At 55.5% G+C, this 26953-nt stretch carries 28 protein-coding genes; 22 read left to right on the forward strand and 6 right to left on the reverse strand.

Going from position 1 to position 26953, the window contains the following annotated elements; all coding sequences use genetic code 11:
* Positions 1-952: 952 nt before the first annotated feature.
* The 3 genes from ACZ1GM_RS09075 to ACZ1GM_RS09085 are packed head-to-tail and all read right to left on the reverse strand — an operon-like array spanning position 953 to position 4063.
* Positions 953-1747, reverse strand: coding sequence for an SDR family NAD(P)-dependent oxidoreductase (locus ACZ1GM_RS09075; RefSeq protein WP_472676170.1), 795 nt, complete (start codon positions 1745-1747; stop codon positions 953-955).
* A gap of 34 nt (positions 1748-1781) precedes the next feature.
* A complete protein-coding gene (locus tag ACZ1GM_RS09080; protein ID WP_472676171.1) occupies positions 1782-2930 on the reverse strand; it encodes a CaiB/BaiF CoA transferase family protein in 1149 nt (382 codons plus the stop codon).
* A complete protein-coding gene (locus ACZ1GM_RS09085) occupies positions 2927-4063 on the reverse strand; it encodes an acyl-CoA dehydrogenase family protein (RefSeq protein WP_472676172.1) in 1137 nt (378 codons plus the stop codon). Before ACZ1GM_RS09085 ends, ACZ1GM_RS09080 begins: the two co-directional genes overlap by 4 nt.
* A 159-nt stretch (positions 4064-4222) precedes the next feature.
* On the opposite strand from ACZ1GM_RS09085, the gene ACZ1GM_RS09090 reads away from it, so the two are divergent.
* The 14 genes from ACZ1GM_RS09090 (at position 4223) to ACZ1GM_RS09155 (ending at position 16646) form a co-directional block, all read left to right on the forward strand.
* Complete coding sequence (locus tag ACZ1GM_RS09090; RefSeq protein WP_472676173.1) at positions 4223-5605, forward strand: class I adenylate-forming enzyme family protein; 1383 nt, start codon at positions 4223-4225, stop codon at positions 5603-5605.
* A complete protein-coding gene (locus tag ACZ1GM_RS09095; RefSeq protein WP_472676174.1) occupies positions 5602-5784 on the forward strand; it encodes an AMP-binding enzyme in 183 nt (60 codons plus the stop codon). Before ACZ1GM_RS09090 ends, ACZ1GM_RS09095 begins: the two co-directional genes overlap by 4 nt.
* A 20-nt stretch (positions 5785-5804) precedes the next feature.
* Positions 5805-7595, forward strand: coding sequence for a carboxylesterase/lipase family protein (locus ACZ1GM_RS09100; RefSeq protein ID WP_472676175.1), 1791 nt, complete (start codon positions 5805-5807; stop codon positions 7593-7595).
* A 198-nt stretch (positions 7596-7793) separates the two neighbouring features.
* Positions 7794-8168, forward strand: coding sequence for a TonB-dependent receptor plug domain-containing protein (locus ACZ1GM_RS09105; RefSeq protein ID WP_472676176.1), 375 nt, complete (start codon positions 7794-7796; stop codon positions 8166-8168).
* Complete coding sequence (locus ACZ1GM_RS09110) at positions 8165-9463, forward strand: TonB-dependent receptor (RefSeq protein WP_472676177.1); 1299 nt, start codon at positions 8165-8167, stop codon at positions 9461-9463. Before ACZ1GM_RS09105 ends, ACZ1GM_RS09110 begins: the two co-directional genes overlap by 4 nt.
* On the forward strand, positions 9351-9965 hold the full coding sequence (locus tag ACZ1GM_RS09115) for a TonB-dependent receptor domain-containing protein (RefSeq protein ID WP_472676178.1): 615 nt from the start codon (positions 9351-9353) through the stop codon (positions 9963-9965). The genes ACZ1GM_RS09110 and ACZ1GM_RS09115 overlap by 113 nt, the downstream gene beginning before the upstream one ends.
* A complete protein-coding gene (locus tag ACZ1GM_RS09120; RefSeq protein WP_472676179.1) occupies positions 9958-10182 on the forward strand; it encodes a hypothetical protein in 225 nt (74 codons plus the stop codon). The genes ACZ1GM_RS09115 and ACZ1GM_RS09120 overlap by 8 nt, the downstream gene beginning before the upstream one ends.
* A gap of 179 nt (positions 10183-10361) precedes the next feature.
* Positions 10362-11114, forward strand: coding sequence for an AMP-binding protein (locus ACZ1GM_RS09125; protein ID WP_472676180.1), 753 nt, complete (start codon positions 10362-10364; stop codon positions 11112-11114).
* Positions 11029-11946 (forward strand): class I adenylate-forming enzyme family protein, encoded by a 918-nt coding sequence (locus ACZ1GM_RS09130; protein ID WP_472678534.1) that lies wholly within the window; start codon positions 11029-11031, stop codon positions 11944-11946. Before ACZ1GM_RS09125 ends, ACZ1GM_RS09130 begins: the two co-directional genes overlap by 86 nt.
* Before the next feature lie 30 nt (positions 11947-11976).
* The gene (locus ACZ1GM_RS09135) at positions 11977-12744 is read left to right on the forward strand and encodes a crotonase/enoyl-CoA hydratase family protein (protein WP_472676181.1); all 768 of its coding nucleotides are present in this window, start codon (positions 11977-11979) and stop codon (positions 12742-12744) included.
* Complete coding sequence (locus ACZ1GM_RS09140) at positions 12741-14030, forward strand: spinster family MFS transporter (RefSeq protein ID WP_472676182.1); 1290 nt, start codon at positions 12741-12743, stop codon at positions 14028-14030. Before ACZ1GM_RS09135 ends, ACZ1GM_RS09140 begins: the two co-directional genes overlap by 4 nt.
* A 101-nt stretch (positions 14031-14131) precedes the next feature.
* Positions 14132-14545: a Zn-ribbon domain-containing OB-fold protein gene (locus tag ACZ1GM_RS09145; RefSeq protein ID WP_472676183.1), complete on the forward strand. Its 414-nt coding sequence runs from the start codon at positions 14132-14134 to the stop codon at positions 14543-14545.
* A gap of 2 nt (positions 14546-14547) precedes the next feature.
* Positions 14548-15690: a thiolase family protein gene (locus tag ACZ1GM_RS09150; RefSeq protein WP_472676184.1), complete on the forward strand. Its 1143-nt coding sequence runs from the start codon at positions 14548-14550 to the stop codon at positions 15688-15690.
* Positions 15691-15722: 32 nt separating this feature from the next.
* Entirely contained in the window at positions 15723-16646 is a 924-nt protein-coding gene (locus tag ACZ1GM_RS09155) for an SDR family NAD(P)-dependent oxidoreductase (RefSeq protein ID WP_472676185.1), read from the forward strand.
* Between the two features lie 30 nt (positions 16647-16676).
* Here ACZ1GM_RS09155 and ACZ1GM_RS09160 read toward each other — a convergent pair whose 3' ends face one another.
* Positions 16677-17276, reverse strand: a complete 600-nt coding sequence (locus ACZ1GM_RS09160; protein WP_472676186.1) for a TetR/AcrR family transcriptional regulator — start codon at positions 17274-17276, stop codon at positions 16677-16679.
* Between the two features lie 337 nt (positions 17277-17613).
* On the opposite strand from ACZ1GM_RS09160, the gene ACZ1GM_RS09165 reads away from it, so the two are divergent.
* The 7 genes from ACZ1GM_RS09165 (at position 17614) to ACZ1GM_RS09195 (ending at position 24565) form a co-directional block, all read left to right on the forward strand.
* On the forward strand, positions 17614-18768 hold the full coding sequence (locus tag ACZ1GM_RS09165) for an alpha/beta hydrolase (RefSeq protein WP_472676187.1): 1155 nt from the start codon (positions 17614-17616) through the stop codon (positions 18766-18768).
* A gap of 61 nt (positions 18769-18829) precedes the next feature.
* A complete protein-coding gene (locus ACZ1GM_RS09170; protein ID WP_472676188.1) occupies positions 18830-19768 on the forward strand; it encodes a hydroxymethylglutaryl-CoA lyase in 939 nt (312 codons plus the stop codon).
* A gap of 90 nt (positions 19769-19858) precedes the next feature.
* Entirely contained in the window at positions 19859-20596 is a 738-nt protein-coding gene (locus ACZ1GM_RS09175; RefSeq protein ID WP_472676189.1) for a VOC family protein, read from the forward strand.
* 25 nt (positions 20597-20621) lie between these two features.
* Positions 20622-20963: a cytochrome b gene (locus tag ACZ1GM_RS09180; protein ID WP_472676190.1), complete on the forward strand. Its 342-nt coding sequence runs from the start codon at positions 20622-20624 to the stop codon at positions 20961-20963.
* 31 nt (positions 20964-20994) lie between these two features.
* Positions 20995-21192: a cytochrome b gene (locus ACZ1GM_RS09185; protein WP_472676191.1), complete on the forward strand. Its 198-nt coding sequence runs from the start codon at positions 20995-20997 to the stop codon at positions 21190-21192.
* A complete protein-coding gene (locus ACZ1GM_RS09190; RefSeq protein ID WP_472676192.1) occupies positions 21192-23027 on the forward strand; it encodes an arylsulfatase in 1836 nt (611 codons plus the stop codon). Before ACZ1GM_RS09185 ends, ACZ1GM_RS09190 begins: the two co-directional genes overlap by 1 nt.
* A gap of 2 nt (positions 23028-23029) precedes the next feature.
* Positions 23030-24565, forward strand: coding sequence for an FAD-dependent monooxygenase (locus tag ACZ1GM_RS09195; protein ID WP_472676193.1), 1536 nt, complete (start codon positions 23030-23032; stop codon positions 24563-24565).
* A 5-nt stretch (positions 24566-24570) separates the two neighbouring features.
* Here the strand turns inward: ACZ1GM_RS09195 and ACZ1GM_RS09200 are convergent, their stop codons facing one another.
* Together ACZ1GM_RS09200 and ACZ1GM_RS09205 are read right to left on the reverse strand one after the other, a co-directional pair.
* The gene (locus tag ACZ1GM_RS09200; RefSeq protein ID WP_472676194.1) at positions 24571-25221 is read right to left on the reverse strand and encodes an FMN-dependent NADH-azoreductase; all 651 of its coding nucleotides are present in this window, start codon (positions 25219-25221) and stop codon (positions 24571-24573) included.
* A gap of 49 nt (positions 25222-25270) precedes the next feature.
* The gene (locus tag ACZ1GM_RS09205) at positions 25271-26035 is read right to left on the reverse strand and encodes an SDR family NAD(P)-dependent oxidoreductase (RefSeq protein ID WP_472676195.1); all 765 of its coding nucleotides are present in this window, start codon (positions 26033-26035) and stop codon (positions 25271-25273) included.
* A 410-nt stretch (positions 26036-26445) separates the two neighbouring features.
* Here ACZ1GM_RS09205 and ACZ1GM_RS09210 point away from each other — a divergent pair, with 410 nt between their 5' ends.
* Positions 26446-26913 (forward strand): enoyl-CoA hydratase-related protein, encoded by a 468-nt coding sequence (locus ACZ1GM_RS09210; protein ID WP_472676196.1) that lies wholly within the window; start codon positions 26446-26448, stop codon positions 26911-26913.
* Positions 26914-26953 lie beyond the last annotated feature (40 nt).

A 26953-nucleotide genomic window follows, 5' to 3' on the forward strand; every position in this document is an offset into this window, starting at 1 on the left:
CTGGGAAGGCCATCCCTGTGGGTTGCCTAGAAAACTCCAGTTAAAGTTCTAATCAGATGACTGACTCACGCAAGAGCTTGTTGAGCCATACAATTTGATTGCAATGCAATCGATTTCACGCCAAAAGTAAAGTGCATTAGAGGTTGCTTAGGTAATCACCGGGGGACGCACCGCTGTAACGGTTGCGTCCCCTTTTCTAAAGGGCGCGGTCCGCGAACCACTGTCGCATTAGGCCTTTGGAATGAAGTAAGATGTGTCTTGGCTCTCTAGGTTTTAGTACTCGTATTTATCGCTCCAGTTCCCCACGCCAGAGCATCTCTATGAGATGGCCTTGAGTAATCCCCCTCCTCGCCGCTTCCTCAACGATAGCTTCGCCTACTTCAGGAAGCAGCTTCGGGTGAATCTGGTACGTGCGCGGGCTCGGCTTTCGACCCGGCTTTTTCCTCGAAGACCGATCTAGACGCGCGTTTTCTTATTTCGTTGCGTGAACCTGGCGAAGAGCTTCGGCAAATGGCCGTTCAGGCGCATAAGTGATGCGTGTAAAAACCGGCGTCTCGTTCATTAACAACCTCCATAATGGATTGGAGGCGGCCCGAAGCCGGGTGTTGGAAACCCTGCGCGAACACAAGGCGCCGCCAACTTTGGGCTCACACCTTGGACATGCTCGACGGCCACCCGGCCGAGATAACTCGACCGGTGTTCGCGTTGAGAGGTTTCCACGCCTCACCCGCCGGGACAGACCAGCAGGCAGTGCTTCCTTGTCCGATTAGAATTGGATGGGCAAGTGACAATCAGACTGCGTACAAGAGTATGCCGCTCTTCACTGGCTAGAGACCAAGGCTCGCCTAGCCGCCTAAAAAGTGCAGGTTTCTTGGATCTGGGCATCACCCCGCCCTGCCCTCAACGCCCTATCCGCTAATTGGGTGCATTTGCTCTGACAGTGCTGGTCAGCTCAAAGAGCGAGCGTAAATCCGCCGTTCACTGGATACGTCTGCCCGCTGATCCAAGAGCTCGCATCAGAGGCGAGGAAAAGCGCCATATTCGCAATATCATCGGGTTCGCCGGGGCGGCGTACGATGTAGCGTGAGAACATCTTTTTCACCCGCTCGGTATCAGCCAGTTGCGCTTCAATCGCCGGTGTGCGGGTCGCGGAGATTGCTATGCAGTTTGCGTTGACCTGAAACCGTGCGGCGGTGCGTGCGACGCTGCGCATAAATCCTGCCGCACCGGCTTTGGCACCAGCATACATTTCAAGTCCCGCATCGCCATTGCGCGCAGCATCGGAGATGATGGTGATGATCCGACCCGGAGCGTTTCGTTCGATCAAGTCAGGCATGACAGCAGCGGTACAATTCATAACGCCATAGAGGTTGACGCTGATCGACTGGTTCCAGACCTCCGGCCCGGTTTCCCAAAAGGGTTTCATCACGTCAGCTGTCGGGTTGGCGCCCATATTGCCTGCATTGTTGATCAAAGTCCCCACCGGCCCGAAGTCGGCTTTAATTTGTGCAACCATGTCCTTGACCGCATCGAAATCGGTAACGTCAGATTGGATAGCAATTGCCTTTCCACCCTCGGCGCGAATTTCTTCGACAACGGCCTCAGCCCTATCGAGATGATAGTCGTTCACGGCGACGCCGCCGCTATTGTGCGCAGAGAGATGAAGAGCGATTTGCCTGCCCACACCTTGCCCCGCGCCAGTTACCAGCGAAACGCGGCCTGATTGATCGAGAATATCTTTGTCCATTTGGTGGGGTCCTTCGGTAGCCGTCCGTTTCGATTTATGACGTCGACACTGTGCCGTTCGCGATAAGTTGTTCGATCTGCGCGGAGCCGTAACCGGCGTCAGAAAGAACCTTCTTCCAGTCATGTCCCTTGGGCGGAACCGCTTGCGGAGCGACGCTGGCATCGCTTGAAAATTCAGGTGCGGGCTTGGTCTGCAACACGTCGTCCACTCGGTGATAGACTGCCCTGTGCGCCATATGAGGATGCTCGGCTGCTGCATCGGGGGCGAGGATCGGCGCAAAGCAGCTATCCGTGCCTTCGAGAAGCGATTGCCAATGCGCGCGCGGCTGGCTTGCAAAATGCTGCGCAAGTTCATCGCGCAGTTCCGGCCAAAGTGCCGGATTGAACTGCCCTTTGGTAAAGCGCTCATCAACGCCCAGTCCAAGCCGCTCTATAAGTTCAGCATAAAATTGCGGCTCCAGCGGCGCAATGTTGATCCAGCCGCCATCAGCGCAGCGATAGCTTTGGCCAGCCCAGTGCGAGTTGTCGAAGCCTTGCGCATCTCTGGCAAAATCGCCGGCGCCGGACGCCACCATTGATAGAAGCAGATTGAGCAGATTTGCCGATCCATCGACAATCGCGGCATCGACGACTTGGCCCTGCCCGCCTGACCTGACACGCAGCACGCCGGACAGGATTCCGAGCGCCAAATAGAGCGCCCCGCCCGCGATATCGCCTAGCACAGTAGAAGGCGCCTGCGGAGCGCTGCCGGATGCTCCAGCATACCAAAGCGCCCCAGATAGCGCTGTGTAGTTGCTATCATGTCCAGCAGCTTGGGCGAGCGGCCCCGTCTGTCCCCATCCGGTCATTCTCCCATAAACCAGCGACGGGTTGCGCTCCAAACAGACGTCCGGGCCAATACCCAGACGCTCCATCACGCCAGGTCGCATTCCTTCGATCAACGCGTCTGCACCAGAGACCAGTTCGAGCACGACCTCGGTCGCTTCAGTCGCTTTGAGGTCGAGTACAATCGAGCTCTTGCCGCGGTGATAGATCTGGTGAGGCCGCGCTTTGCCGATGTCTGCCGATGGGCGCTCAATCGCGATGACGTCCGCCCCTAAGTCGGCAAGCAACATGCCGCAAAATGGCCCCGGACCAATGCCGGAGATTTCAATGATTTTTATGCCGGCAAGGACACCTGTCATTTGAGCAATTGCCGCGCCATCACCCGGTACTTGTGCACTTCGGTTGGGCCTTCATAGATCCGGGCCAGCCTTTGGCCATCGAACCAATGAGCGAGTGGGCTCTCATAAGTTCCGCCCGCGCCGCCGTGGACTTGAATCGCGCGGTCGATGACCTTGTTCACCATTTCGGTGCAGACCATTTTGATCATGCTTGCTTCGACCCGAGTATCCAGACCTTGGTCGGCCTTCTCGGCGCAAGCATACATCAACAAACGGTTTTGCTGGATCTCGACCCAGCTATCGACAATCATCGACTGGATTGCCTGTTTTTCGCTCAGCGCGCTTCCGAAAGCGTGGCGCGTTTTGGCATAGTCCACCATCATGTCGTAGCAGCGCTGAGCGATACCCAAAGCCCGCGCACCGACTTCGAAACGAGCAGCGGACAGCGCTTTTTGGGCCCCCTTGAAGCCCGCTCCTTCACCGCCGATCAGGGAAAGCTCGTCAACCTTACAATCGTCAAAAATCAGTTGGTGTGTTTTGAACTGACCCAACATCGAAATTTCACGTGCGGTGATACCCGGATTGTCTGTCTCGACGGCAAACATGGAAATCCCGGCGGCACCCTTGCCCTTTTCGGTTCGCGCGACGACGAATACATAATCAGCGTGGGCAAAGTTACTGATCCAGATCTTGTCGCCATTGATAACCCAGCCGCCGCCATCGGCGTCGCGTGTTGCCTTGGTGTTGACCGACATAGCCGGATCGGCGCCGCCGCTCGGCTCGGTCTGAGCGAAGCAATGCCGTTTTTCGCCAGCAAGAAGCGGGTCAAGGTACCGCTTCTTCTGCTCGCCTTCCAACCCGTAGAGATTGGTTAGCGTACTGCTTCCACCAAATTGGAGCTCCGCAAGGCACTTACATTTCTCTTCGAAGATGGCGAGATAGGTCACAATTGGCAATGCAATTCCGCCAAGCGATTCCGGAGCTGTCAGACCCCAAAGTCCGGCAGCTTTTGCGGCCTCGCGTCCGGGTTGAAAGTCATCAGGGACAAGCGTTTCGCCCGCCAATATGCGCCTTTCAAGCGGCAATTGGTGATCATTGACCAATCGCCGGACCAGTTCGACAATCGCAGTCGTTTCTTCCGAGAATTGGTACATGCGCGAATTTCCTCACCCAAACGGACATTGTTCTTGACTCATCATCAAGCATGATACTTGTTGACCGTCAAATATATTGCGAGCTGGGGAAACGCGGCTGATCATAGGGGATGCGAAGCGGGATTGGACAGGGGCCGCCAGCGCATTTGGGAGAGAACAATGCACCTTGGGACGCACTTTGACCGCGCCATTGCGGCCTTTGGAAACAAGGAAGCAATCATCGATGGCACCGATCGGATCAGCTATGATCAGCTTGGCGAGAGTGCGACCCGATTGGCCAATGCAATGATTGCAGATGGCTTAAAGTTGGGAGACCGCGCAGCAATCCTTATGCCCAATTGTCACCAGGCGATTGCTGTCGATGGTGCGATAATGAAAAGTGGGATTGTGAAAGTGCCGCTCAATGCACGTGTTTCGGCGGTTGAGCTTAAGGGCATGCTTGAGGACAGCGGCGCCTCGATCCTCTTCACCCACGCTGGTTTAGTAGACCTTGCTAAAGCAAGCTTTGAAGGCGTCGCCGGAGTTCGAAAGGTTATCGTTGTCGGCGAGGTTGATCCCAAGCTCGGCTGGACCGACTTTGAGGTTTTCAAAGCCACCGGGAGCACAGGCCCCATCACCGCAGAGCTAGACGAAGACAGTCTATACAAGCTTGCTTATACATCTGGGACTTCCGGCGTTCTCAAAGCGGCGATGCTGACGCATGGCAACTGGATTTGCCTCACCCGAGCCTATCTCATGGCGCAGGGCCTGGATGCACCCGAGCCAAGGCTTTCCGCCTATGTCGCGCCGATCACACATGCCGCTGGCGGGCAGATATTGGCGAACATGTTGTCTGGTCGAAGCAATCTCCTCCTGACAAAGTTCGAGCCGTCTGACTTTTTGCGGGTCGTCGAGGAGTGCAAGGTCACCGATGTGCTGTTGGTCCCGACGATGATCAACATGCTTCTCGAATGCCCTGATATTAAGACCCGAGATCTCTCCTCGCTCACAAAGATAACTTACGGAACAGCACCAATGGCGCCTGAGCGCATCAAGCAAGCGCTTGCTTCATTCGGGCCGGTCTTGTCGCAAGGGTATGGGCAAACAGAATCTACCGCTGTTATTTCGACCCTCGGACTGGAAGATCACCTCGCAGTCGACGATCCTGCGCATGTTCATCGGCTGGCCTCAGCTGGCAGACCGTCTTTTGACGTCGACATTCGCATTGTCGATGAAGGCGGCAGTGATGTTCCCTCTGGCGAAATCGGCGAGATCATCGTGCGCGGCGATATGGTGATGAAGGGTTATTGGAACGCGCCTGAACTGACCGCTGATACCATCAAGGACGGGTGGCTCTACACACGCGACATGGGCCGGATTGACGAGGACGGGTATTTGTATCTGGTCGATCGCAAATCCGACATGATCATTTCCGGCGGTTTCAACGTCTATCCAGCCGAGGTCGAGAACGCCCTGATGGAACACCCAGCCGTTTTCGAGGCGGTACCGTCGTCGGTGTTCCAGATGATAAATGGGGTGAAGCGGTCAAGGCGGTTGTCGTGACCAAAGCCGACGCAAGCGAAGAAGAATTGGTCGCACATTGTTCTGATCGGCTCGCGCGTTACAAAGCACCACGAAGCGTCGATTTTGTCGATGCCCTACCCAAAAGCGCGGTTGGCAAAACCCTGAGGCGGGTTGTGAAAGAGCGGTATTGGGAAGGCCAAGAGCGCCGCGTGCATTGAGCAATTAGGGGATCAACATAATGGCATTTAAGCGCCCACTTTTCCGTCTAGCCAGCTTGGCCCTCATATCCGCAGCCTCTTTCTGGCTTTTGGGTGCCGCAGCTTTGGCGCAAAGCCAGCCTAGTGTGGACACCAATTCCGGGGCGGTGATTGGGCAAATCAATGACGGGATTGAATCCTTTTTAGGTATCCCCTTCGCGCCCTCAACCGGAGGGGAAGGACGTTTCATGCCGCCCGGTGCGCCGCCCGTCTGGAACACGCCATTGCAAGCCACAAGTTTCGGGCCAGCGTGTCCTAGCATTGACCCCACGCGCGGCAATGTAAGGATCGAGAACTCGAGCGAAGATTGCCTCTCTTTGAACATCTGGAAGCCAGCAGGCGATACGAGTGATCTTCCGGTAATGGTCTGGATCCACGGCGGCGGATATCAATTCGGTTCTGCGCGAACCGAGGTCATCAATGGAGCCCGGCTGGCGAAGCGCGGCAATATGATCGTAGTGACAATCCAGTATCGGCTTGGGATCTTAGGGTGGATGGATCTCACGCATCTGGGTGAGGATGAGTATCGCACCAGCGGCAACAATGGCGTGCTCGATCAAGTCGCTGCGCTGCGCTGGATCAACGAGAATATTTCAGCCTTTGGCGGCAATCCGCAAAACGTCACAGTCTTTGGCGAGTCCGCGGGGGCCGTGTCGGTCGGCACCTTGCTCAACACGAAGCTCGCCCGCGGTCTTTTCGCAAGGGGGATAATCCAATCGGGTCATCCGTTCATCCTGACAACTACAGAAGAGGCTGCCTTCGTAACGCGCAGCATCATGGAAGAAGGTGGGCTCAAAACGGTTGCGGATTTGAAGGCTTTGAGCGCTGAGGAGATTTTAGACCTTCAGACATCGTATCTTTCGGGGGTTGGACAAAGGTACACTTTGGGCTCGTTTTTGCCGAGCCTAGACGGAGAGGTTTTGACCGAATTCTATGGGGAGAATTTGGCCGACCCAGATTTTACGCCCGTGCCTGTGATTATCGGAAGCAACCGCGACGAATTTCGCAATTGGGCGCATTTGAACGGGATCGCTAGGCTGCCCTTCGACTTCTATCAGCCTTGGCTCGACGCGCTGACCGATGGGCGAAGCGCCGCCGTTTACGATGCCTACAAGTCCGAGCGTCCTAACCTAAGCGATGGCGAGTTTGGCATGGCGGTGATGGGAGATGCTCTCTTCAGAATGCCAAGCATTCGTCTTGCCGAAAAGATGAGCGCGAATGGGCATCCGGTGTGGATGTACCTGTTCGAGTTTGAAACAAATGTGCCTGACAGCAAGGTGGGCAGCCCGCATGCGATGGATATACCGATAGTCTTCGGAAATCTGGACGCGCCGCAAACCAGACAGCATCACATCTTGGTGACTGACGAGAACAGGCAAGCCTTGCAAAACTTCTCCGACCGGGTTCAGGATGCGTGGATAGCGTTTGCACGTAGCGGCGATCCGAGCACGGCGGCTCTGGGTAAATGGCCAGCTTATGACGAGCAGACGCGCGCAACCATGGTGCTGAACTTGGAAAGCCGGGTCGAGAATGACCCGGTAAGCGCAGAGCGCAAGATTTGGGACGGTGTCGCCTTTGATGGCGTAAGCCCGTCCGCGCATGATTCTCAGCCCACCTCGCACCCTGACACGAAGGTAACATTGGGTACGATCATAGCGGTGATGGGGCCATTGCAAGTGGCCCTGTGGAGCGCTGGAGTCTTGGCTGTGCTTTTGCTTGGTGCTTGGGGATTAAGGAGGCTGATGCGCAAGCGGGAGGTGCCGGGAAACTGAGGCTACAGGGACACAGCCTGTCCGAAACCATCTGCGAAAGGCTCCTTCGCCTTGGCGTCTAAACACCCGGTTTCACGAACAAATTATCCAGCCACCAAATATATATTGCCCAACCAACAAATATCTATAGGCTCTCTCCTGCTGGATGCTCAATGAACATCAAAAGATGTCTTACGCCAGCTTTTGGGAGAAGAGTTTATGCGTGGAATTATCCTTTCATCCGTGGCGCTTGCTGCCTTGGCGCTACCAATGGCGGCACATGCACAAAGCAATGCTGACGAAGCACAGGGCAATGCTGCAGAATCGGCGGAAGGTGCCGATGATCGCGTAATTGTGGTCACCGCCCAGCGCCGTGACCAGAATTTGCAAGAGGTGCCACTCTCGGTAACCGCGTTTAGCGGGGAAGCGATTGAGCAGGCGCGTATAACCGACGTCATTGATCTGCAGACATCAACACCCGGTTTTCAAGCATCGACTGCGAACCGCCCTGCGACATCAAGCTCCTTCTTTCTACGCGGGTTCGGCACGGTACCGGCAGCGATCCTGGCATCGAGGCTGCAGTTGGCTTGGTGATTGATGATGTCTATCGCGCCCGATCCGGCAATGGTCTGGGCGACTTGATCGATATCTCCAGTCTTGAAGTGCTGCGCGGTCCGCAAGGCACATTGTTCGGCAAAAACACAACCGCCGGTGTTATCAAGGTAGCAACTCGGCGTCCTAACCTGAGTGATTTCGAAGGTTTTGGTGAGCTTACGGGCGGCAATCATGACCTCGTCCGCTTCCGCGGCGCTGCCAATGTACCCATTGCTCAAGACAAAGCCGCATTGCGCTTTAGCTTCGGTTATCAGAGCCGCGACGGCTTCATCGATGATCCGCTGCGCGATACGTCATACAATGATCGCAATCGGTTCACCTTTTCTGGCAAGCTCCTTTGGGAAATTGCCCCAGGATTTGAAGCCTATATCATAGGTGATTATTCAGAAATCGATGAATCGTGCTGCCAGTCTGTACGCTTTAGCAATCCTGATAATCCATTGCCTGGTATCCTTGCTGGGCTCGCCGCGGCAAGAGGCGCGAGTTATCCAAACCCGCCAACACCGACCGAGTTTACGACTTCGGTCAATCGTCCGGTCGTTAACACGAACCGGGATCGCGGGATTCAGCTCCAGCTCAATATCGACTTGGGCGGCGCTGAACTTTCATCGGTAACCGCGTATCGCGATTTTGATGACTTTACCGTCAACGACGTAGACTTCTCCGGTGCTGATCTGCTCGGGCAAGAAATCGACTTTGGAATCCGAACATTCACTCAGGAAATTCGCTTGCAAGGCGATGCGTTTGATGGCCGTCTCGATTGGTTGGTCGGCGGGTTTTATTCTGATGAAAGAATTGAAACTGCCGGAAATATTTCGATTGGAGGTGACCTAAACACTTGGGGCACTGTCCTCGGACTTCCGGCAATTTTTCCAGCTCAAGAGGCTGCGTATGGAAATAATGCAAGCCAGGATGCCACCAGCTTCTCGATCTTTACGCACAACATCTTTGAAATCGCAGATGGGTTGAACCTTACCGCAGGGCTGCGTTGGACGAATGAAGAGAAAGATGCGGTTCAAACTCCCTTCTTTGACAACTTTGCGTCCAACCTGCCGTTCACTGGTTTTGCGCCAATCGGATTCTCGTCATTCGCTTACACCGCATCGCGTAGTGAGAGTGACTTTTCCGGCACTGCATCGCTTAGCTATCAGTTCACGCCAGATGTTATGGCTTACGCAAGCTATTCGCGTGGCTTTAAAGCTGGTGGTATCGCGCTCGTACCGAGACTCCGCAGGGCGGCAGTTTTCTGTCAATCCAGCGTGTTCGGCGACTAATGCGGTCGCACTAGCGGTTCCAGGACTAACCGTGTTCCAGTGTGATCCACTTGACCCAGGGTTCGAGGATGAGACTGTTGATTCATACGAAATTGGGCTTCGTTCGGAATTCTGGGATCGCCGTATCAGGTTAAACCTAACCGCGTTTCGCGCCGATATCGCGGATCTCCAGCAAAACACCTTTACCGGTACGGGTTTCTTCGTCTCGAATGCAGGTAACGCCCGAAGCCAGGGACTTGAGTTAGAGACGGCGGTAAGGGTTTCTCCAAACTTTAGCTTCGGAGGTAACATCAGCTATCTCGACACTGAGTTTGGTCCCAATGTACCAAGCGTTGCCAATGGGGAACCCCCACTGGCTGGGCAGGATCTGGGTGCAGCTCCAGAATGGAGTGGCGCCGTGTTCGCAAGGCTTGAAGTGCCACTGTCTGATACCGTGGAGTTTTATGCTCGTACCGGAGTATTACTTCCAGTCCTCGACCTTTACCAGCACACGCGTGGCTAGCGATGGCAGTGAGCTCAAGGCCGACGGCTATGGCTTGCTGAATGTATCCGCCGGCGTGAGCCTTAACGAACAGTTCGAAGTCTCAGCGTTCTGCCGCAACTGCACAGACGAGGTTTATAACAGCTTGATCTTCTCGTCGGTGTTCCAGCCGGGAAGCAAGGACGGGTTCCTTGGCAACCCAGCCGAATATGGTGTTTCGCTTAGGTTCGAATGGTGAGAAATGCCCACCTCGCTGTTCGAAAATCGCATCACTTCTGACTAGCTCTCCACTGTGGCCCGGTTCCCGCTTTCCGGAACCGGGCCATTTCCTTGAGAAGAGCTGCAGACAAAATTTGGCGAGCGCGCACCCAAATTACTCAGACCGCAAGCCACAGCATTTGACTTAGGAGAGTCGCCATGAGCGATGTAAAAACAGCCAATTCTAGTGAGGGAACAGTGGGAGCGCCCACGCCACGCACGGTCGAATATTGGGCTTGCGAAAAACCGGACGCGTTGGCCCTAGTTGAGGGCGAGAAAGCGCTGACTTACGGCGATTGGAATGCGCAGGCTGACAAGGTCGCCGAAGGTTTTGCGCGACTGGGTGTTGAAGCGGGCGACGTTGTCGTCACACGCCTGCAAATCCGCTTGGAGTGGGCCATCATCGCTTCAGCGGCAGCAAAGCTTGGCTGTTCGATCCTTGGTCTGAACTGGCGCCTTACCCCTAGCGAAGTGAATTACGTTCTTGCCAACAGTGATGCCAGAGTACTCATCTGCGACGATCCCGATCCGGTCGCATTGCTGCCAGCATTTGACGGAGTTCCGCTCAAACTCAAGGTCTCGCTCGACGTTCAAGCCGACGAGTTTGTCTCGTACGAAAACCTGTTCGCTAAAGATGCCCCGGCGCGTTTCTCTAAGGGTGAGGCACCGCTCATCATTTACACGTCAGGCACAACGGGTCTGCCCAAAGGCGTGAATATGAGCCCGGGTGAAGGCGCGGACATGCAAAAGATCATGGAATATTTCCAGTCGCTTGCCGCCGCCCGTACCGCAGCTGCCCGGCGATGTGGTTCTCATCTCCATGCCGATGCATCATGGCGCTGGCCCAGGACTTGTGCGGGCAACCCTGGCCAACGGCAACACAGGGATTTTGCAGCGGCGCTTCGATCCTGAGGGCACTTTGCAATTGATGCAGAATCATAAGGTCACGTTCTGGACCGGCGTGCCCACAATGTACAAACGGATTAACGGCCTGCCGGACGAAACATTAAAAAAATACGATGTGTCTTCGCTCCGCTCGCTTGGCGTTGGCGCGGCCCCTGTTCCGATGTCACTAAAGGAGTGGATCCGTTCTTTCTTCGGTGAGGTCCTTCACGAAAGTTATGGTGCGACCGAAGTTGGCATGATCAGCAATCTGGCTCCCGAGGAGCAAAAGCTGAAGCCAGGATCATCGGGCAAACCGCACAAACACGTGCTGATCGAAATCCGCGATGAGGATGGCAATGTCCTACCCGCTGGAGAAGCTGGCGAAATCTGGATCAACACGCCTGTCACCATTCGCAACTATGTGAATGCTGACTTGCTCGACAGTGATACCCTGGATGAGCGCGGCTATTTCCGTGTCGGAGATGCAGCCCTGCTCGATGAGGATGGCTACATCTTCATCACGGACCGGGTCAAAGACATGATCATCTCGGGCGGCGTGAATATCTATCCAGCCGAGATCGAGGCAGCTCTGATCCAACTCCCCGAGATTCAAGACGTTGCAGTGATTGGTGTGCCGGACGAAGAATTTGGCGAGAAGGTGATGGCTTTTGTCGAACTCAAACCGGGCAAGAGCTTAAGCGAAGAAAAAGTGCGCAACTTCGCGGCAGAGCATCTCGCGTCTTACAAAAGACCACGCGTCATCGAATTTCGTGATGAATTGCCGCGCAACACCATGGGCAAGCTGCTGAAGAAAGATTTGCGGGCCCCCTTCTGGGAGGGCCGCGAGCGCGCCGTATGACGCTTGGCAAAGCAACCGGAGGGGCTTGAGATGACTTATATCGCAACTGAAACGCGCGGCCATGTGTTGATCATCACGCTCGACCGTCAGGAATCGCGCAACGCCTTCAATCGGGCGATGGCTGACGAGATGGAGCAAATTGTCGACGATTACGAAGCAGACACAGAGCTTCGCTGCGCCATCATTTGCGCGAAGGGGCCGACTTTTTCTGCGGGGCAAGACCTGAAAGCCGCCTTGAAGGGCGAGATGGCAGCAACGCCAAATCGCGGCGGCTTTGGCATCATGAGCAGGCCACCTGAGAAACCGCTTATCGCGGCGGTTGACGGACAGGCATTGGCTGGCGGGATGGAGTTGACCTTATGCTGCGACATCATAGTCGCGTCTGACAAATCCGTTTTCGGACTTGCCGAGGCGAAGCGCGGCCTCGTTGCAGTGGGCGGCGGGTGCTTCCGCCTGCCCCACCGGATCCCGCACAATATCGCGATGGAAATGGTGATTACCGCCGAGCCTAAGTCCGCGCAGGAAATGCATCACTTTGGCTACGTCAACAGCGTGGTCAAATCGGGAGAAGTGATGGGCGAAGCGATGCGTTTTGCCGAACTGGTTGCGCGGAACGGCCCGATCGCAGTTAAGGCCTCCAAAGCACTGGCTTACCGTTCAGCAACTGAGCAATGGACCGACAAACAGGCTTGGAAAGAACAAGGGCCTGTCGTCGAACCGATGATGAATTCAGCTGATCGTATCGAGGGCATGAAGGCATTTGCCGAAAAACGGGACCCGGTCTGGATGGGGAAATGAGCTCCGCTTCGCACGCCAGTTCGGATTCTCCCGTCACAACACGACCATGGCTTACCGTGGCGATGCTGTGCGCAGTCTATGCCTGCAGCCAACTCGATCGCCAGATCATGGGCATCTTGCTCGAACCGATCAAACAGGATTTGGGCGCGACGGATACGCAGATGGGCTTTCTCGTTGGCCTGGCATTTGCGGTATTCTATACGTTCTTGGCTATTCCCATCGCAGTGGTTGCCGATAAGGGTTACCGCCGCAACATCATTGCCGCCTCAGTCATCGTCTGGAGTGCGATGACGGCTGTGTGCGGGATCGTGAACACCTATGCCCAGATGGCGTTCGCGCGAATGGGGGTGGCAGTCGGAGAAGCCGGATCCACACCGGCCTCGATCTCTATTATCTCTTCGCTATTCGACGAAGAGCGCCGTGCAACCGCAATGAGCGTCTTTGCTATGGGCGCAAGCCTCGGCGTGTTGCTCGCCTTCCTTGGGGGCGGATATCTGCTTGATACCGTTGGCTGGCGGCAGACATTTATCATTGTAGCCATTCCCGGCATTCTTCTTGGCATATTGGTGCTGCTTTTGGTTCCAGAACTGCCAGTGCCGGCGCAATCCTCACCTGATGACAAAGCATCGGTTGGGCCAACTGTCCGGCACATGTTCAAGAACAAAGCGATACGCCACATCTTAATCGGCAAGTCTCTGGGTGGTTTCGTTGGCTACGGAATGATTGTTTGGACACCTGCATTTCTGGTTCGCACCCATGGTTTGAGCGGTACTGAAATCGGACTGACTCTCGCGCTTTTTGCAGGCATTGGCGGCGCAATAGGCACGCTTATGTCCGGGCGAGTTACCGACTATCTCGGGCAGTTCGATGAGCGCTGGCGTGCTTGGGCGATGGCGGTTGCGATGGTCGTCGTGGTTCCGTTTTCGATTCTGTGGTTCACGATTGATAGCTACTGGTTGGCGCTCTGCTTTTACGCGGTGCCTGCCTTGCTCGGCGGCTTCTATCTAGCGCCTTCCACCGCTCTCATTCAAAATCTGGTTCAACCCCGCATGCGCGCAGTGGCATCGGCGATCTCGATGTTTTTGCTCAACATCGTTGGCATGGGGCTTGGCCCGCAAGGCGTCGGAATATTGAGTGATCTGCTCAAACCCGCATATGGCTCGGACTCGCTGCGCTACACTTTATGCATATTTTTGGCTGTGAACGTCTGGTCCGCTGTTCATTTCTGGATTGCTGGAAATCATCTCAACGCGCCGGGTGACAAAGCAGAGCCGGCGGCAGCGTAATGAAACGCAAGCCACACCAACATATTTGCCAATGAACAAATAAATAACTTGAAGGCAGGTTGAGCCAATGCGAAGAGCTGCCGCGTAACAAGGAGACAATCATGGATGGCGCTAACGATGCGTTGTTTTCAGCGGAAGGCACCGATGCTGCAGCAAATGTTCCATCGCTCTTGGGCGGCAAATGCAATTCTTGCGGCGCTGTGTTTTTCCCTGTGCAGACCTATGGCTGCCAAGTGTGTGGATCACAGGATCTCGCTCCTCAAAAACTAGCCGGTCGAGGCACGCTGATTTGCAGCGCGCCTGTTTTCATGTCGATGAACCCCGCCCTCCCGGCGCCTTTTGCCGTCGGCTCAATTGAGCTTGAGGACGGACCCAAGGTGCGCACCATGCTTGCTGTGGAGCAAGGGGCGAAACTCACTCCGGGCGATGCGATGGAGGCCACACTCGTGCCGCAACCGCGCGAAGGCAAAGGCGAACATGATCTGCGATTTGCTCCAGCTGGAAAAGGGAACTGATCATGGCTAAACTGATCTCTGATCTCGCGCCGGTTTATGTCGTTGGCGTTGGCTTTCACCGCTACCAGCACGCCTCTGCGACTCCCTATGTCGAGCTTGGACTAGAAGCCGTCCGCGGTGCGCTTTCTGATGCAGGAATTGAGTGGGAAGGCATTGAGAGCTCTTATGTCGCCCATGCACTTTTAGGAATGGCGGTGGGACGCCCCATGCTTAGCCACCTCGGCGCATTGGGCAAACCGATCGTGCACGTTGAAAATGCCTCGGCCTCTGGTTCGACCGCGTTTCGTCACGCCTGTATCGAGGTGGCCAGCGGGATCAGCGATGTCGCACTTGCGGTTGGCGTAGACAAACCACCAAAGAAGGGTGTGTTCCGCTCAAAAACAGGCATCGAGAATCTGGCGGATGACGCGATCGCTCCGTTCACGCATTTTGCTCTGCTGAGCGACGAGTACAGCCATCGCCATGGCATTGCTTCAGAAGACATCGCCCGGATCGCGGTCAAGAACCACGCAAACGGAGCGAAAAACCCCAATGCACAGCGGCAGAAGGTTCGCAGTCTGGATGATGTGGTAGGCGCGCCGCCAATTTCCGGCACGCTAACCGCCTTGCAATGCTGTCCCATTGGCGAAGGCGCTGCTGCTGTGATCGTAGCCTCGGAAGAGGGGATCAAGCGACTGGGAATTGATCCATCTCGCGCAATTCGCGTGGCATCATCGGCAGCGGGCAGTGAGAAGGCTAATCAAGGGCTCAACCCTGACACCGCGCTCAGCAATGAAATCATGATGCGCGCGATCGCCGAGGCACAGATAACACCGGGTGATCTCGACGTGATCGAACTGCACGATGCCTTCGCCACAGAGGAACTGCTTTATGCCGAGGCAACGGGCATCTGCAATCCGGGCGAATTCATCCCGATGTTGAAAGACGGCCATTGGGACATTGGCGGACAATGCGCGATCAGCCCCTCTGGTGGGCTTATCGCGATGGGCCACCCTGTCGGACCAACAGGAGTTGGGCAAATCGGTGAACTGACAATGCAGCTGCGCGGGGAAGCGGGTGAGCGCCAACAACCCGATGCCAAGCATGGCCTTGCGCATATGGTTGGTGTCGGCGCGGTTTGTTACGTCCACGTCCTGTCGAACTAAACAAATAGCGACCAGATCAAGGGAAATTTCTCGTGCTTATTGAACCACGCCTTCAAAGCGATATTCTGAAAGATAAAGTGGCGATTGTCACAGGCGGCAGCCGCGGCATAGGCGGCGCGACATCCGAGATGCTCGCTGCGAACGGTGCCCGTGTGGTTATCGCAGACGTTGATGCTGACGCGGCCCAGAAAGCCGTCGAGGATATCAACGACGCTTTTGGATCAGACAGCGCCAGCGCATTTGTGGGCGACTTACTTGCGGAAGGTGCCTGCGACGAGCTTGTCCAAGGAACTGCCAAATCACGAGGCCGTCTTGACATTGTCGTCAACAATGCGGGCTATGCCTGGGATGGCGGTATCCACTCCATGAGTGATGAGCAGTTCCAAGCGATGCTCGATATCCATCTCATCGTCCCGTTCCGGATTTCGCGCGCATGTGCTCCCATATTCAAGGCCGCAGCTGAGAAGGAGGATGCGGGCGGCGCAGCCGATTACCGCAAGATGATCATGGTTTCCTCCATGGCCGGGCAATGGGGCCTGATGGGCGCGGGCAACTACGCCTCTGCAAAGGCCGGGATGCTTGGCCTGATGCGCACGCTTGCTCAGGAGTGGGGCCGTTACCGGGTTAACTCGAACGCCGTTGCATTCGGAGTTATCCAAACCCGGTTTGGCCAGCCACAATCCGAAGACGAGGTCATCGAAGTGGACGGGCGGAAAATTCATGTCGGCATGACGGCAAAGCAAGCTGCGCGCATGGGGGTAAAGGTCGATCCAGACCACAAGCCCACACAAGAAGAAATGTACGCGACCAAGCCAAATCCGATGATTGCTCTCGGACGTTCGGGCTCAATCCGAGAAGCTGCGGAATCGATTTTTTGGCTCGCTTCACCGCTTTCGGACTATGTTACCGGGCAAGTCTTGACGGTCAGTGGCGGCGCGCGGGGCGGCATGAGCTGATCGCTCGTCAGTCATTCTTGGATGGTTGGCTTACGGGGTCAACCGGGCGCACATGGTGGCAATAAACTCTTCGCCCGCAGCATTCTGATCGAATGATTTGTCCAGCGCCGCAAAGGCCATCTGCCCGCGCAAGAACGAATAGATCACAGGGGCGTGCGCGGCTGGATCGATGTCGGCGCGGATATTGCCCAGTTCGATCCCCATCCTGATTTCCGCTTCGATACCCTTCTTGCCCTCGGCGTTGAGCTTAGCGATGGTCTTACTCAATCTAGGGCTGACAAGAGCTTGCGCGATTAAAATCTGAAGGGTTCTAATTTCCACCCCATGGCCCGCAACATAGCTGCGCACCAGCGCGACCAATGTCGGTAACCCGCGCTCGGTCGAAGAAATATCTACGGCGCTTTGTCTATAGGCTCCAACCACATGCTCTGCGACCCTAGCGAGAAGTTCTTCTTTGCTGCCGAAGTAGTGGGCCGGAAGACCTCTGCTATAGCCAGCACTTTCGGCGACGTCAGCGAGTGTAAAGCCGTCATAGCCTAGTTTACCAACAAGCTTCACGGCCTGATCGAGCATTTGGGTTTCTGCTTTTTCGCGTCGCTCAGCTTGTGTCCGGCGCTTTACCTCAGCCATGAATCGGTCTCATATTGTTTGTGATCTCGCCAACTAATTATGCCAGAAGTCTGGCGTTCGAATAGGGACTTCTGAAGGCAGGAGTCAACGCAGTCCATATCGAGAGATTGGAGCGCGAGCACCTAGCTCTGAACATGCTGCGGCTCGAGGGAGTAAGTCACGTTTCTCATGTGACGCACGAGCGGGGATGCCTTCGATTCTAGCATACCAGTCGCATTATCAATTTATTGATCGGCTGACAAACAAGTGTTACTCTTCGACCGTTCTGTAGTCGAACTGGCAAAGACCTGCTCTCGGCACGCGGTTCCACAATCGAATGCAGCAAGGGAGTGCCGCAATGTCAGCTCATAAGATCACCCGAACCCCATTCCCGCTTATCTCGATGGAACAGGAAAAATTCAAGGCCACCTATGGCGGGTCTGAGGGGGTTGTCGTGGTGTTCTGTACGCTGATCCGTTCAGAAGTGCCGTCTGACACTTGCTTGGTAACGATGCACCCCATTGGCGGCACCGGATGGCTGCCGATCATGAACGAATTCGTCCAGCAGGGCGTGCATGTACTGGCATGTGACGGGCGTTATCGCGGCGCGGATTACGCGCTCAATATGGAAAAATGCGCGGTCGATCTTGGTTCTGCTGTCAAGCATGCCAAAGAGGTTCTGGGTTATAAGAAGGTGATCCTACTGGGCTGGAGCGGCGGTGGATCACTCTCGGCTTATTATCAATCTCAGGCAGAGAACCCGACGGTTAAATCGAGTCCGTGTGGCGGCGGAGTTGACCTGACCGAAGCGGGCCTCATTCCGGCTGATGGGGTGATCCAGATGGCCGCGCACGTCTCGCGCCATCACACGCTCACTCAATGGATAGACGCCTCCATCATCGATGAGGCGGATCCCGACAAGCGCGATCCGTCGCTTGATCTCTATGGCGAGGAAGTGAAGCCGCCCTACTCGGCTGAGTTCCTCGAACGCTACCGCGCGGCGCAGATCGCTCGCAATCGCAAGATCACCGCTTGGGTGAAGCACAAGCTTCAGGAATTGGCCGACAAGGGCCGTGAAAATGAAGAATTTGCCTTCACAACGCATGGCACGATGGCTGATCCGCGATGGCTGGACCCGGCGGTCGATCCCAATGATCGCAAACCCGGCTGGTGCTATCTCGGCGATCCAAAAGTCGTCAACAACGGGCCCGTTGGATTGGCACGCTTCAGCACCCTTCGCAGTTGGCTATCCCAATGGAGCTATGACGACGCGAATGCTCATGGCCCGGCGAGCCTTGGCCATGTGACTAAACCCGTTCTGGTAGTCGGCAACACGGCCGACGATGCCTGCACTCCAAGCCACACCCAAGCGATCTTTGACGGAGTGGGTCACGACAATAAGGAGCTGCACCAGATAGAGGGTGCAACCCATTACTACGCCATGCAACCCGACAAGGCGAAAGAGGCCGCCAGCCTCGTGATGAGCTGGTTGGAACGCCAGGACCTACGCTGAACGCATCGCGCCTGGGGAGAGGCTCCATGACCGGAAAAGAAAAAGTGTCGAAGGCATGCCGATGACGCGGACGGTCGAGATGGTTGAGGTCGGGCCGCGCGACGGCCTGCAGAACGAGGAGACGCTTGTCTCCACTGCAAACAAGGTTGCCCTTATCGAACGCACAATCGAAGCCGGTAGTCGCAGGATCGAGGTGGCAAGTTTCGTGCATCCAAAGCGCGTTCCTCAGATGGCAGATGCAGAAGATGTCATTGCACGTCTGCCTGATCGCAAGGATGTGGCCTACATCGGTCTGTGCCTTAACAAGCGCAGTGTTCTGCGCGCCCTTGCAACGCGTGAGGGCGGCAGGCGCGGTATCGATGAGGCTGGCTGCGTGGCGGTTGCAAGCGATGCGTTTGGGCTGAAAAACCAAGGCCAGACTATTGATGAATGCCTCCGTGAAAATCGCGAAATGATCCGCTTTTCCAAAGCCGAAGGTTTGCAAGCACAAGTCACCATTGCGACCGCTTTCGGTTGTCCTTTCGAAGGTCCAGTCCAGACCGATACCGTGCTGCGTATCGCCAGCGAACTTGCCGAGGAAGAACCCTTGGAAATAGCGCTAGCTGACACGATTGGAGTCGGCGTGCCGGGACAAGTCGAAGAGCTGTTCGTCCGCTTGCGTGAATTGCTGCCGGAGAAAATCGCAATGCGCGCACATTTCCATGACACCCGCAACACTGGCATTGCCAATATTTGGGCAGCGCTTGGCGCAGGCGTCGACGCAATCGATGCTTCGCTTGGGGGTCTGGGCGGATGCCCGTTCGCTCCGGGAGCCTCAGGCAACGTCGCAACCGAGGATGCCGCCTATATGCTGTCGCGGTCCGGCATAAAAATCGAACTTGATCTCGATAAGCTAATTACTGCGTCGCAATGGCTGGAGGGCGTGATGGGCAAACCCCTGCCTTCCAAACTCGCCAAGGTTGGAGATTTCGTGGCGCTAGGAGCTACGAGTGACCCATGAAAACCAAGTCGACGTGAGAATTCATCGCCGACCTACGGGTGCAATCGACACGTTGGCGCTCAATCAAATATGATCAAAGGAAACTGACCAATGACAAAGAACATCAAGGCCAACGGCCTCAACCATCTGGCAATTTCAACGAACAACATGAAAGAGCAGATCGAGTTTTATACCGATGTGTTGGGCTTCCGGCTTGTGGCGCTTTACTGGATGCACGGGGTCGAGGGATGCTGGCACGGCTTCCTCGAAATGAATGATAGCAGCCAGGTTGCCTTCGTTTTCAATCCTGCAAACAAAGACGCCAAGGTCGAATATGGCGTGACCAATCCCGGTCACACAGGCGGACCTTCTGCGCCCGGCACGATGCAGCACCTCGCGTTCAACGTCGATACGCTCGATGACCTGCTAAACATGCGCGACCGGATTCGTTCGCGTGGGTACAATGTAATGGGGCCAATGGACCACGGCATGTGTCACAGCATCTACTTCCAAGGACCTGAGGACACTTGCCTTGAGGTCGCGACATTCGGCAATGCGGATTATCCGATTGGGCCGAAGGATTGGATCGATCCTGAAGTGCAGAAACTCGCTGGGATCAGCGACGAAGAATTGGCCAAGTTTACCAAACCCATTGAATTTGAAGGGCAAGGCGGAAAGATCCCGAACCCTGGCTATAATCCGGACAGTTACAACCCTGACCGGCCCGTGCAGCTTCTCCAGGGAATGTTTGCCATGCCTGATGAGCAGTTCGCGATGATCCCCATGGAAAAACGGCCTCCGTCCATGATGACCGCGGAAGAACGTGAAGCGAAACACGCGAGCGAGTGACTTTTCGTAAATAGGGATCAACATCGTGAACACAAAAAATCCAGTCCACTATACCGGCGTCGCCAAATTCCTACACTGGGCGATCGCGCTGCTGATCATCATGATGCTGGTTTTTGGTCAGGGCTTTGAGGACATCACAAACCCGGATGATATGGCTTTCTCTCTGAGGGGGCACTCGACGCTGGGCTTTACGGTCATAACCCTGCTTGTCTTGCGCATATTGTGGCGGCTTGGGAATCCGCCGCCTGCCCTGCCAGAGACGGTCGCTCCCACGCAGGCCGCCCTCTCAAAGGTCTCGCACCTACTGCTTTACGCTCTGATGATCTACGTGCCAGCGACAGGCATCTATACGTACCGCCGCGCATGAATACGCTGTCCTGCCTTATGGCGCGTTCGACGTGCGGGAGGCGTTCGGCTTTCTGGGAGCAAGCGATTTTGACGGGCGGCGCTTCCTTCACGAAGTCGGCACCTGGTTGTTGATCGCTCTTCTGGCCGTCCACATCACCGCCGCCTTTCTTCATCAGTTTGTCCAGAAAGATGGCGTGCTGCGCCGCATGTGGTTTGGCGGCGGCAAAAAGACGGAGAACCCCGGCTGATGATCAGGCATTTCTTCCGCTTTTGCGCCGCGCTGATGGCATTGACCTCGCTCCCAGTCTCGGCGGAGGAGGCGCAGCGCCCCAATTTCCTGATCGTAGTAGCCGACGATCTGGGCTGGTCTGATCCCGGATTTCTGGGCAGCCGGATCCGAACGCCGACCCTCGATTCTTTGGCGCAGCGCGGGATTTTCATGTCGCATTTCTATGTGGCCCCGACCTGCTCGCCCACTCGCGCCATGTTGATGACAGGAGTGAGCAACCACGCGGCAGGGGTTGGCACAATGCACAATCTCCAAGCCGAAAATCAGATGGGCCATCTCGCCTATGGTGCTCAGCTTCATGATGGTGTCGTAACCGTCGCAGAGATGCTGAGTTCCCATGGCTACAGCACTATGATGAGCGGCAAGTGGCATCTTGCCATTGATGAAGAACAAAGACCGCATCGTCGTGGATTTGCACGCAGTTTTGGCCTTGTTGAAGGCGGTGCAAGCCATTTCGCCGATGCGAAAATGATAACGCCATCGGAGAACGTCACCTACCTTGAGAATGGGCAGTCAACGCAGCTGGCGAACGATTTCTATTCCACCATCGGCTACACCGACAAGATCATCGAATACATCAATGACGCCGGTGATCAGCCCTTTTTTGCCTATTTGACCTACACCGCGCCGCATGATCCGTTGCAAGTGCCAGACGAGTGGCTTGATCGCTATGCTGGCGTATTTGACGATGGTCCCGAGGTGTTGCGTGAAGAACGACGCCAGCGCCTGATCGAACTCGGTCACATCAGTGCTGACGCTGATATGGCGGAGGCGCTCAACTTCCCGTCATGGCTCGATTCTTACCAAGCACCTTGGGCAGAGAGAAGCGATGAAGAGCGTCGCACGCATGCCAAACGCATGGAAATCTACGCTGCTATGGTCGAACTGCTTGACCAAGAACTTGGCCGAGTGATCGCCCAGCTTGAAGCGAATGATCAGCTATCCAACACGTACATCATGTTCATGTCGGACAATGGCGCGGCGGTGACCACCCCCCTCGCCTATCGCGGCAATACGCGTGAATGGCTGCATGAGAATTTTGATCTCAGCCCTGAAGAGATGGGACAGATGGGGTCTTTTACGTCCATGGGGCGCGACTGGGCGCATGCAAGCAACACACCGTTTAACCGGTTTAAGGGCACAGTAGCCGAAGGCGGAGTGCGCTCTCCGCTGATAGTCGCAGGGCCGGGACTAGAGAACGGCGTGACGCGCACCATTCCCGCCCATGTCACAGATCTGGTGCCCACAGTCTATGACTTGGCCGGCATAACCCCTTCTGATGAACCTCTCTATGAGGGCAAACTTCAACCGCAAGGAACCTCGATCCTGCCGATCTTCGAAGAGGCGAGCTTTGATAAAACGCGCATCTTTTTCAACGAACTGTTCGGTAACCGCATGGTGCGAAATGGCCGCTGGAAAGCGGTCTGGCAGAGTCCACCCCTCGGAAGCGGTGAATGGGAATTGTTCGATATCGTGGCCGATCCCAGCGCAATGAAGAACCTTGCCGAGGCGCATCCAGAAGTAATCTCTGAATTGGTTGCCGCCTATGATGAGTTTGCTGAGGAGAACGGCGTGATTCCGCCGCATCCACGCCGCAGCCTGCGATCGAATATCTGGTACGAAGGTGAGTGTAATTGGTGGTGCGAAGCGAAATTCAGTTTCGTTAACACGCTGGCCAATCCCACCAGTCGTATCATCATGCTCGTAGGTATTCTTGGTGTCGTTGGCCTCATCCTATTTCTCGCGATCCGGCGGCTGCGGCGTCGCCGCAAGGCAGCGGCTCACGGAGCTTAGGAATGCCTGCCAAGCAATATGATGTCTTGATCGTCGGCTGCGGTCCCGTCGGTGCGACGCTCGCAAACTTGCTGCGCGAAAGCGGACACTCGGTTGCTATTTTCGACCGGGACAAGGATGTGTTCCATTGTCCGCGCGCGATGATGTTCGATCCAGAAAGCTGCCGCATCTACCAACGGATGGGCATTATGGAGCGGATGTTTCCGGATGACGCCAAGCCATTCCAGACCTTTCGCATGGTCAATCACAAGCGCAGAACTTTGGTAGAAATGGACTATAGCAAAGTCCCGCCTAGCTTTGGCCACTCGGGTGTCGGAACCATGTTCCATCAGCCTACCTTGGAGCGCCTGCTTCGCGAAGATTTTGAGCTGGGCGTTAAGGTCGACAGCTTCCTTGGGTATGAAGTTCTCAGCGTGTCAACGGGCGATACCTGTGCGACTTTGACCGCGAGGAACACAGACACGGGCGAAGAGGTCGAGTTCACTGGCAAATACATTGTCGGGTCCGATGGCGGGGCGAGCCTATGCCGCCGGTCCATCGGCGCAAAGCGAATAGACTTCAACTATCGCCGCAAATGGATCGTGATCGACGTTGTTGTTCACGATAGCGCCTATTGGGAGGGGCTGGAAGACTTTTCAGAATTCATGTGCCGTCCGAACGGGGCCACGGTGTTCGTCAAAGGTTGCCGTGGTCATTTGCGCTTCGATTTTGAGATCGATGAGGATCTGGCCGATCAATTCACCCATGACGATGCCCGTGAGCACATCTCAAACTACATCGACACCTCATCCATCGAGATACAGCGATGCGCGCCTTATAACTTCTATGCGGGAATGCCAGATATCTGGCGCAAGGACCGGATCTTACTGGCTGGCGATGCCGCTCACCAAACCTCGCCCTTTGCGGGACAGGGCCTAAACATGGGCATTCGAGATGCCGCTCATCTGAGTTTTCTGTTCGATCTGATATTTGACGGCAAAGCCGATGACCGCATTCTCGATACTTATCACGCAGAACGCTGGCCGCATTGCGAGAAGGTCATCAACAGAGCCTCGCGCACGGGGTTGCAGCTAAGCACGACCAGCAAATGGGAGCAGGTGAAGCGCGACTTTGGTTTCTGGCTAGTGAGGATGTTTCCAAAGCTCGGCGGAGTCGCCAATTCAGATGACCGCTTCCCAGCCTATAAAGGTGGGCTCATCGGAACAGGTAACCGCCTATGCGGTAGGCGATTGTGCCAGCCCGAAGTTGTTGATGCTTCGGGTAAGCGCATACTGCTCGATGAGGTCATCGGGGACGGGTTTGTGCTCTTGGTGTCTGAACCAGCTGAGGGCGAGAGCATCTCCTGGTTCAAAGACGAGTTTGACGGCTCAGTCTTCGTGATCGGCAAAGACTTTCAGGATACCGATGGGAACCTAGCCGAATTCACCGGCGGTAACGCGGTGCTGGTCCGCCCTGATCGCTACATTTTTGGCGCAAGTGAAAATGCGGACGAGCTATGTGCGGCATTTCGCACCCATCTCGCCCGCTTTCAAAGCTAGGCTATTCAGAATTCCTTCGCCGCCGCGCTAGCTGCTTCCTTTGCTTTGGCCAGCGCTTCATCAAGAGCTGGCCCCGGCATACCCGTCGGCTGAACCCGGATCAGATTGATGTCGGTAAAGCCAAGGAAGCGGAAAATGTGATCGATATATGTGCTGGTAAAGTCAGTCTTGGGCGCGTCCGATGCCAGTGGAAAGCGGTCCTCATACGGGCTGCCGCTGGCCATGATGACTTGCAGAGGCCGGTCTGTGATTTGGCCGACATACTCAAACTTATTGTTGACCATCACCGTCACACCAACTTGGGTGACAAGGTCGATCCAATGTTTAAGGCGGTAGGGGATTGAGAAATTCCACATTGCCGTCGACAGCACCACTTTGTCCGCTGACTTCAGCCGCTCAATCTCTTGCATAACGCCTGCCCATTCGCCCTGCGCCTCAATCCCTGATCCGGTTGTCATCAGCTTCATGAGGTTTTCCATCTTCTGGTTCGCACCTTGCATTCCAAGCGGGGCCAGTTCGGTCTCAAACAAAGGCAAATGCTCGATCTCATCATCAGGATTAGCAGCCTTGTAGCTTTCCAAAAATTCATTGGCGACGTGGCTGGAGTACGAGCTCTCTTTGCGCGGGCTGGCTTCGATGAATAGTACTTTGGCCATGGGCTATGTCCTGTGTTTCTTAGAAGTGAGTTGGGATGGTCAGGGGCTGTTAAAGCGATTGTCCGTCATCCACGGTGAACGTGCCGCCTGTGACATGGCGCGAAGCGTCCGAGCACAGGTATAGAGTTAAATCATCAAGCGCGGTGATATCCATCAGGCGTTTGCGGTGCCAACTCGCAATCTGTCGCTCTCCGCCCTCCGTATCGAACCAGTCACCCACAATCTCAGTTCGAATATAACCGGGCTGGATGGTGTTGACGTTGATACCTTTGCGCACCCATTCACGTGCAAATAGCCGGCCAAGATGCGCCACGCCTGCCTTGCTCGCAGCATATGCGGCATCGCCTTGCGCTGTCATCTGAGCGGTGATCGATCCGATCAGTACAATGCGGCCCTCGATCGCATCAGCCCCTTCGTCTGCAATCATGCGTTTTGCTCCCTCACGGGCAAGCAGATACACGCCAAGAAAATTGGTATCGAGAACCGTTCGAACTCCATCAATGGGGACATCGGTTGACCGACCATTCGCCGCCGTCCCTGCATTTGCGATAACCGTGTCCACGGTGCCGAACTTGGCCTCAGCCGTGTCGTAGGCCGCAATAACAGAGGCTTCATCGGTTACATCGAGAGACACCGCCAAGGACCTGCCCCCAGCGTCCGCGATTTCACTTGCGAGCGCTTCGGTTCTGTCAGCCCTACGCGCACCGAGAATGACGTTTGCCCCCGCTTTGGCAAGGACGCGTGCAAGATGCGCACCAATGCCGGAAGAAGCTCCACTCAACATCACCGTACGATTTTCTAGGTCTAAGATCATGGCTTGCTTCTTCGATTGTCCTGTTTGGATTGCGGAGGAAAAGGTGTCTTTTGTAGGGATTTTTACTTCCAAACTGCTCATTGGAGGTTTAGATTTTAATTGCTAATCGATCAACAAACATTATTGGTCTGTGAGGGTGTCTTTTGATGTATCAATGCCCGGGTAAGTTCTGGATTTACAAGCTGGCACTGCGTCTTGGCCCGGGTGTAAGCGGCAAGTCCGCTTGGCGGCTAGCTCAACTTATTTGAGGCAGTCCACTGCCGGCCCAACTGCGGTCATTGACGAATTCTGTACCCCCGATTCAACTTCAAAGATCCCTGGCGAGGGAAGAAACGGGTTTTGAAATTTAGAAGCTGAGGTCAGTCAGAGTCACAGGCAGTTACACACGACGTTCAATATTGAGGGAAATCATGAATAGCGAATTGGTAAATCTGGACGTGAGCGACGGTATAGCCACCGTCACGCTCAACCGACCTGAGGCAATGAACGCACTTTCTATAGCGTTGCGGGCGCAGCTCTATGATGTGATCCGCGCTGTTGATGAAGATAGCGCTGTCCGCGCGGTAATCCTAACCGGAGCGGGTAATCGCGCTTTTACTGCTGGTATTGATTTGAAGGAATTGGGCTCCATCGCGGGTGCCTTGGGGAGCGCGGGAAGCGATACTGTTAAGAAGAACGACCCTGCTCGGGCGATAGAGCAATGCCGCAAACCGGTCATCGGCGCGATCAACGGGGTGGCCATTACTGGTGGCTTTGAACTTGCACTGGCTTGCGATGTTTTGATCGCTAGCAACAATGCCCGCTTTGCCGACACCCATGCTCGCGTAGGTGTAATTCCAGGATGGGTGTCCGTCGTCATGACATTTGGCACAGACTGAGAGTTGATCGTTTGGAGGACTGGCCTCGTCTGTTGGTTTC

It is taken from the genome of Qipengyuania sp. JB2-7 (assembly GCF_055693485.1).

Coding starts and splice junctions, on each gene's coding strand:
- ACZ1GM_RS09075 (WP_472676170.1), bottom strand. CDS start 1,747: ATGGACAAAGATATTCTCGATCAATCAGGCCGCGTTTCGCTGGTAACT.
- ACZ1GM_RS09080 (WP_472676171.1), bottom strand. CDS start 2,930: ATGACAGGTGTCCTTGCCGGCATAAAAATCATTGAAATCTCCGGCATT.
- ACZ1GM_RS09085 (WP_472676172.1), bottom strand. CDS start 4,063: ATGTACCAATTCTCGGAAGAAACGACTGCGATTGTCGAACTGGTCCGG.
- ACZ1GM_RS09090 (WP_472676173.1), top strand. CDS start 4,223: ATGCACCTTGGGACGCACTTTGACCGCGCCATTGCGGCCTTTGGAAAC.
- ACZ1GM_RS09100 (WP_472676175.1), top strand. CDS start 5,805: ATGGCATTTAAGCGCCCACTTTTCCGTCTAGCCAGCTTGGCCCTCATA.
- ACZ1GM_RS09105 (WP_472676176.1), top strand. CDS start 7,794: ATGCGTGGAATTATCCTTTCATCCGTGGCGCTTGCTGCCTTGGCGCTA.
- ACZ1GM_RS09115 (WP_472676178.1), top strand. CDS start 9,351: ATGTTATGGCTTACGCAAGCTATTCGCGTGGCTTTAAAGCTGGTGGTA.
- ACZ1GM_RS09125 (WP_472676180.1), top strand. CDS start 10,362: ATGAGCGATGTAAAAACAGCCAATTCTAGTGAGGGAACAGTGGGAGCG.
- ACZ1GM_RS09130 (WP_472678534.1), top strand. CDS start 11,029: ATGCATCATGGCGCTGGCCCAGGACTTGTGCGGGCAACCCTGGCCAAC.
- ACZ1GM_RS09135 (WP_472676181.1), top strand. CDS start 11,977: ATGACTTATATCGCAACTGAAACGCGCGGCCATGTGTTGATCATCACG.
- ACZ1GM_RS09140 (WP_472676182.1), top strand. CDS start 12,741: ATGAGCTCCGCTTCGCACGCCAGTTCGGATTCTCCCGTCACAACACGA.
- ACZ1GM_RS09145 (WP_472676183.1), top strand. CDS start 14,132: ATGGATGGCGCTAACGATGCGTTGTTTTCAGCGGAAGGCACCGATGCT.
- ACZ1GM_RS09150 (WP_472676184.1), top strand. CDS start 14,548: ATGGCTAAACTGATCTCTGATCTCGCGCCGGTTTATGTCGTTGGCGTT.
- ACZ1GM_RS09160 (WP_472676186.1), bottom strand. CDS start 17,276: ATGGCTGAGGTAAAGCGCCGGACACAAGCTGAGCGACGCGAAAAAGCA.
- ACZ1GM_RS09165 (WP_472676187.1), top strand. CDS start 17,614: ATGTCAGCTCATAAGATCACCCGAACCCCATTCCCGCTTATCTCGATG.
- ACZ1GM_RS09170 (WP_472676188.1), top strand. CDS start 18,830: ATGACGCGGACGGTCGAGATGGTTGAGGTCGGGCCGCGCGACGGCCTG.
- ACZ1GM_RS09175 (WP_472676189.1), top strand. CDS start 19,859: ATGACAAAGAACATCAAGGCCAACGGCCTCAACCATCTGGCAATTTCA.
- ACZ1GM_RS09190 (WP_472676192.1), top strand. CDS start 21,192: ATGATCAGGCATTTCTTCCGCTTTTGCGCCGCGCTGATGGCATTGACC.
- ACZ1GM_RS09195 (WP_472676193.1), top strand. CDS start 23,030: ATGCCTGCCAAGCAATATGATGTCTTGATCGTCGGCTGCGGTCCCGTC.
- ACZ1GM_RS09200 (WP_472676194.1), bottom strand. CDS start 25,221: ATGGCCAAAGTACTATTCATCGAAGCCAGCCCGCGCAAAGAGAGCTCG.
- ACZ1GM_RS09205 (WP_472676195.1), bottom strand. CDS start 26,035: ATGATCTTAGACCTAGAAAATCGTACGGTGATGTTGAGTGGAGCTTCT.
- ACZ1GM_RS09210 (WP_472676196.1), top strand. CDS start 26,446: ATGAATAGCGAATTGGTAAATCTGGACGTGAGCGACGGTATAGCCACC.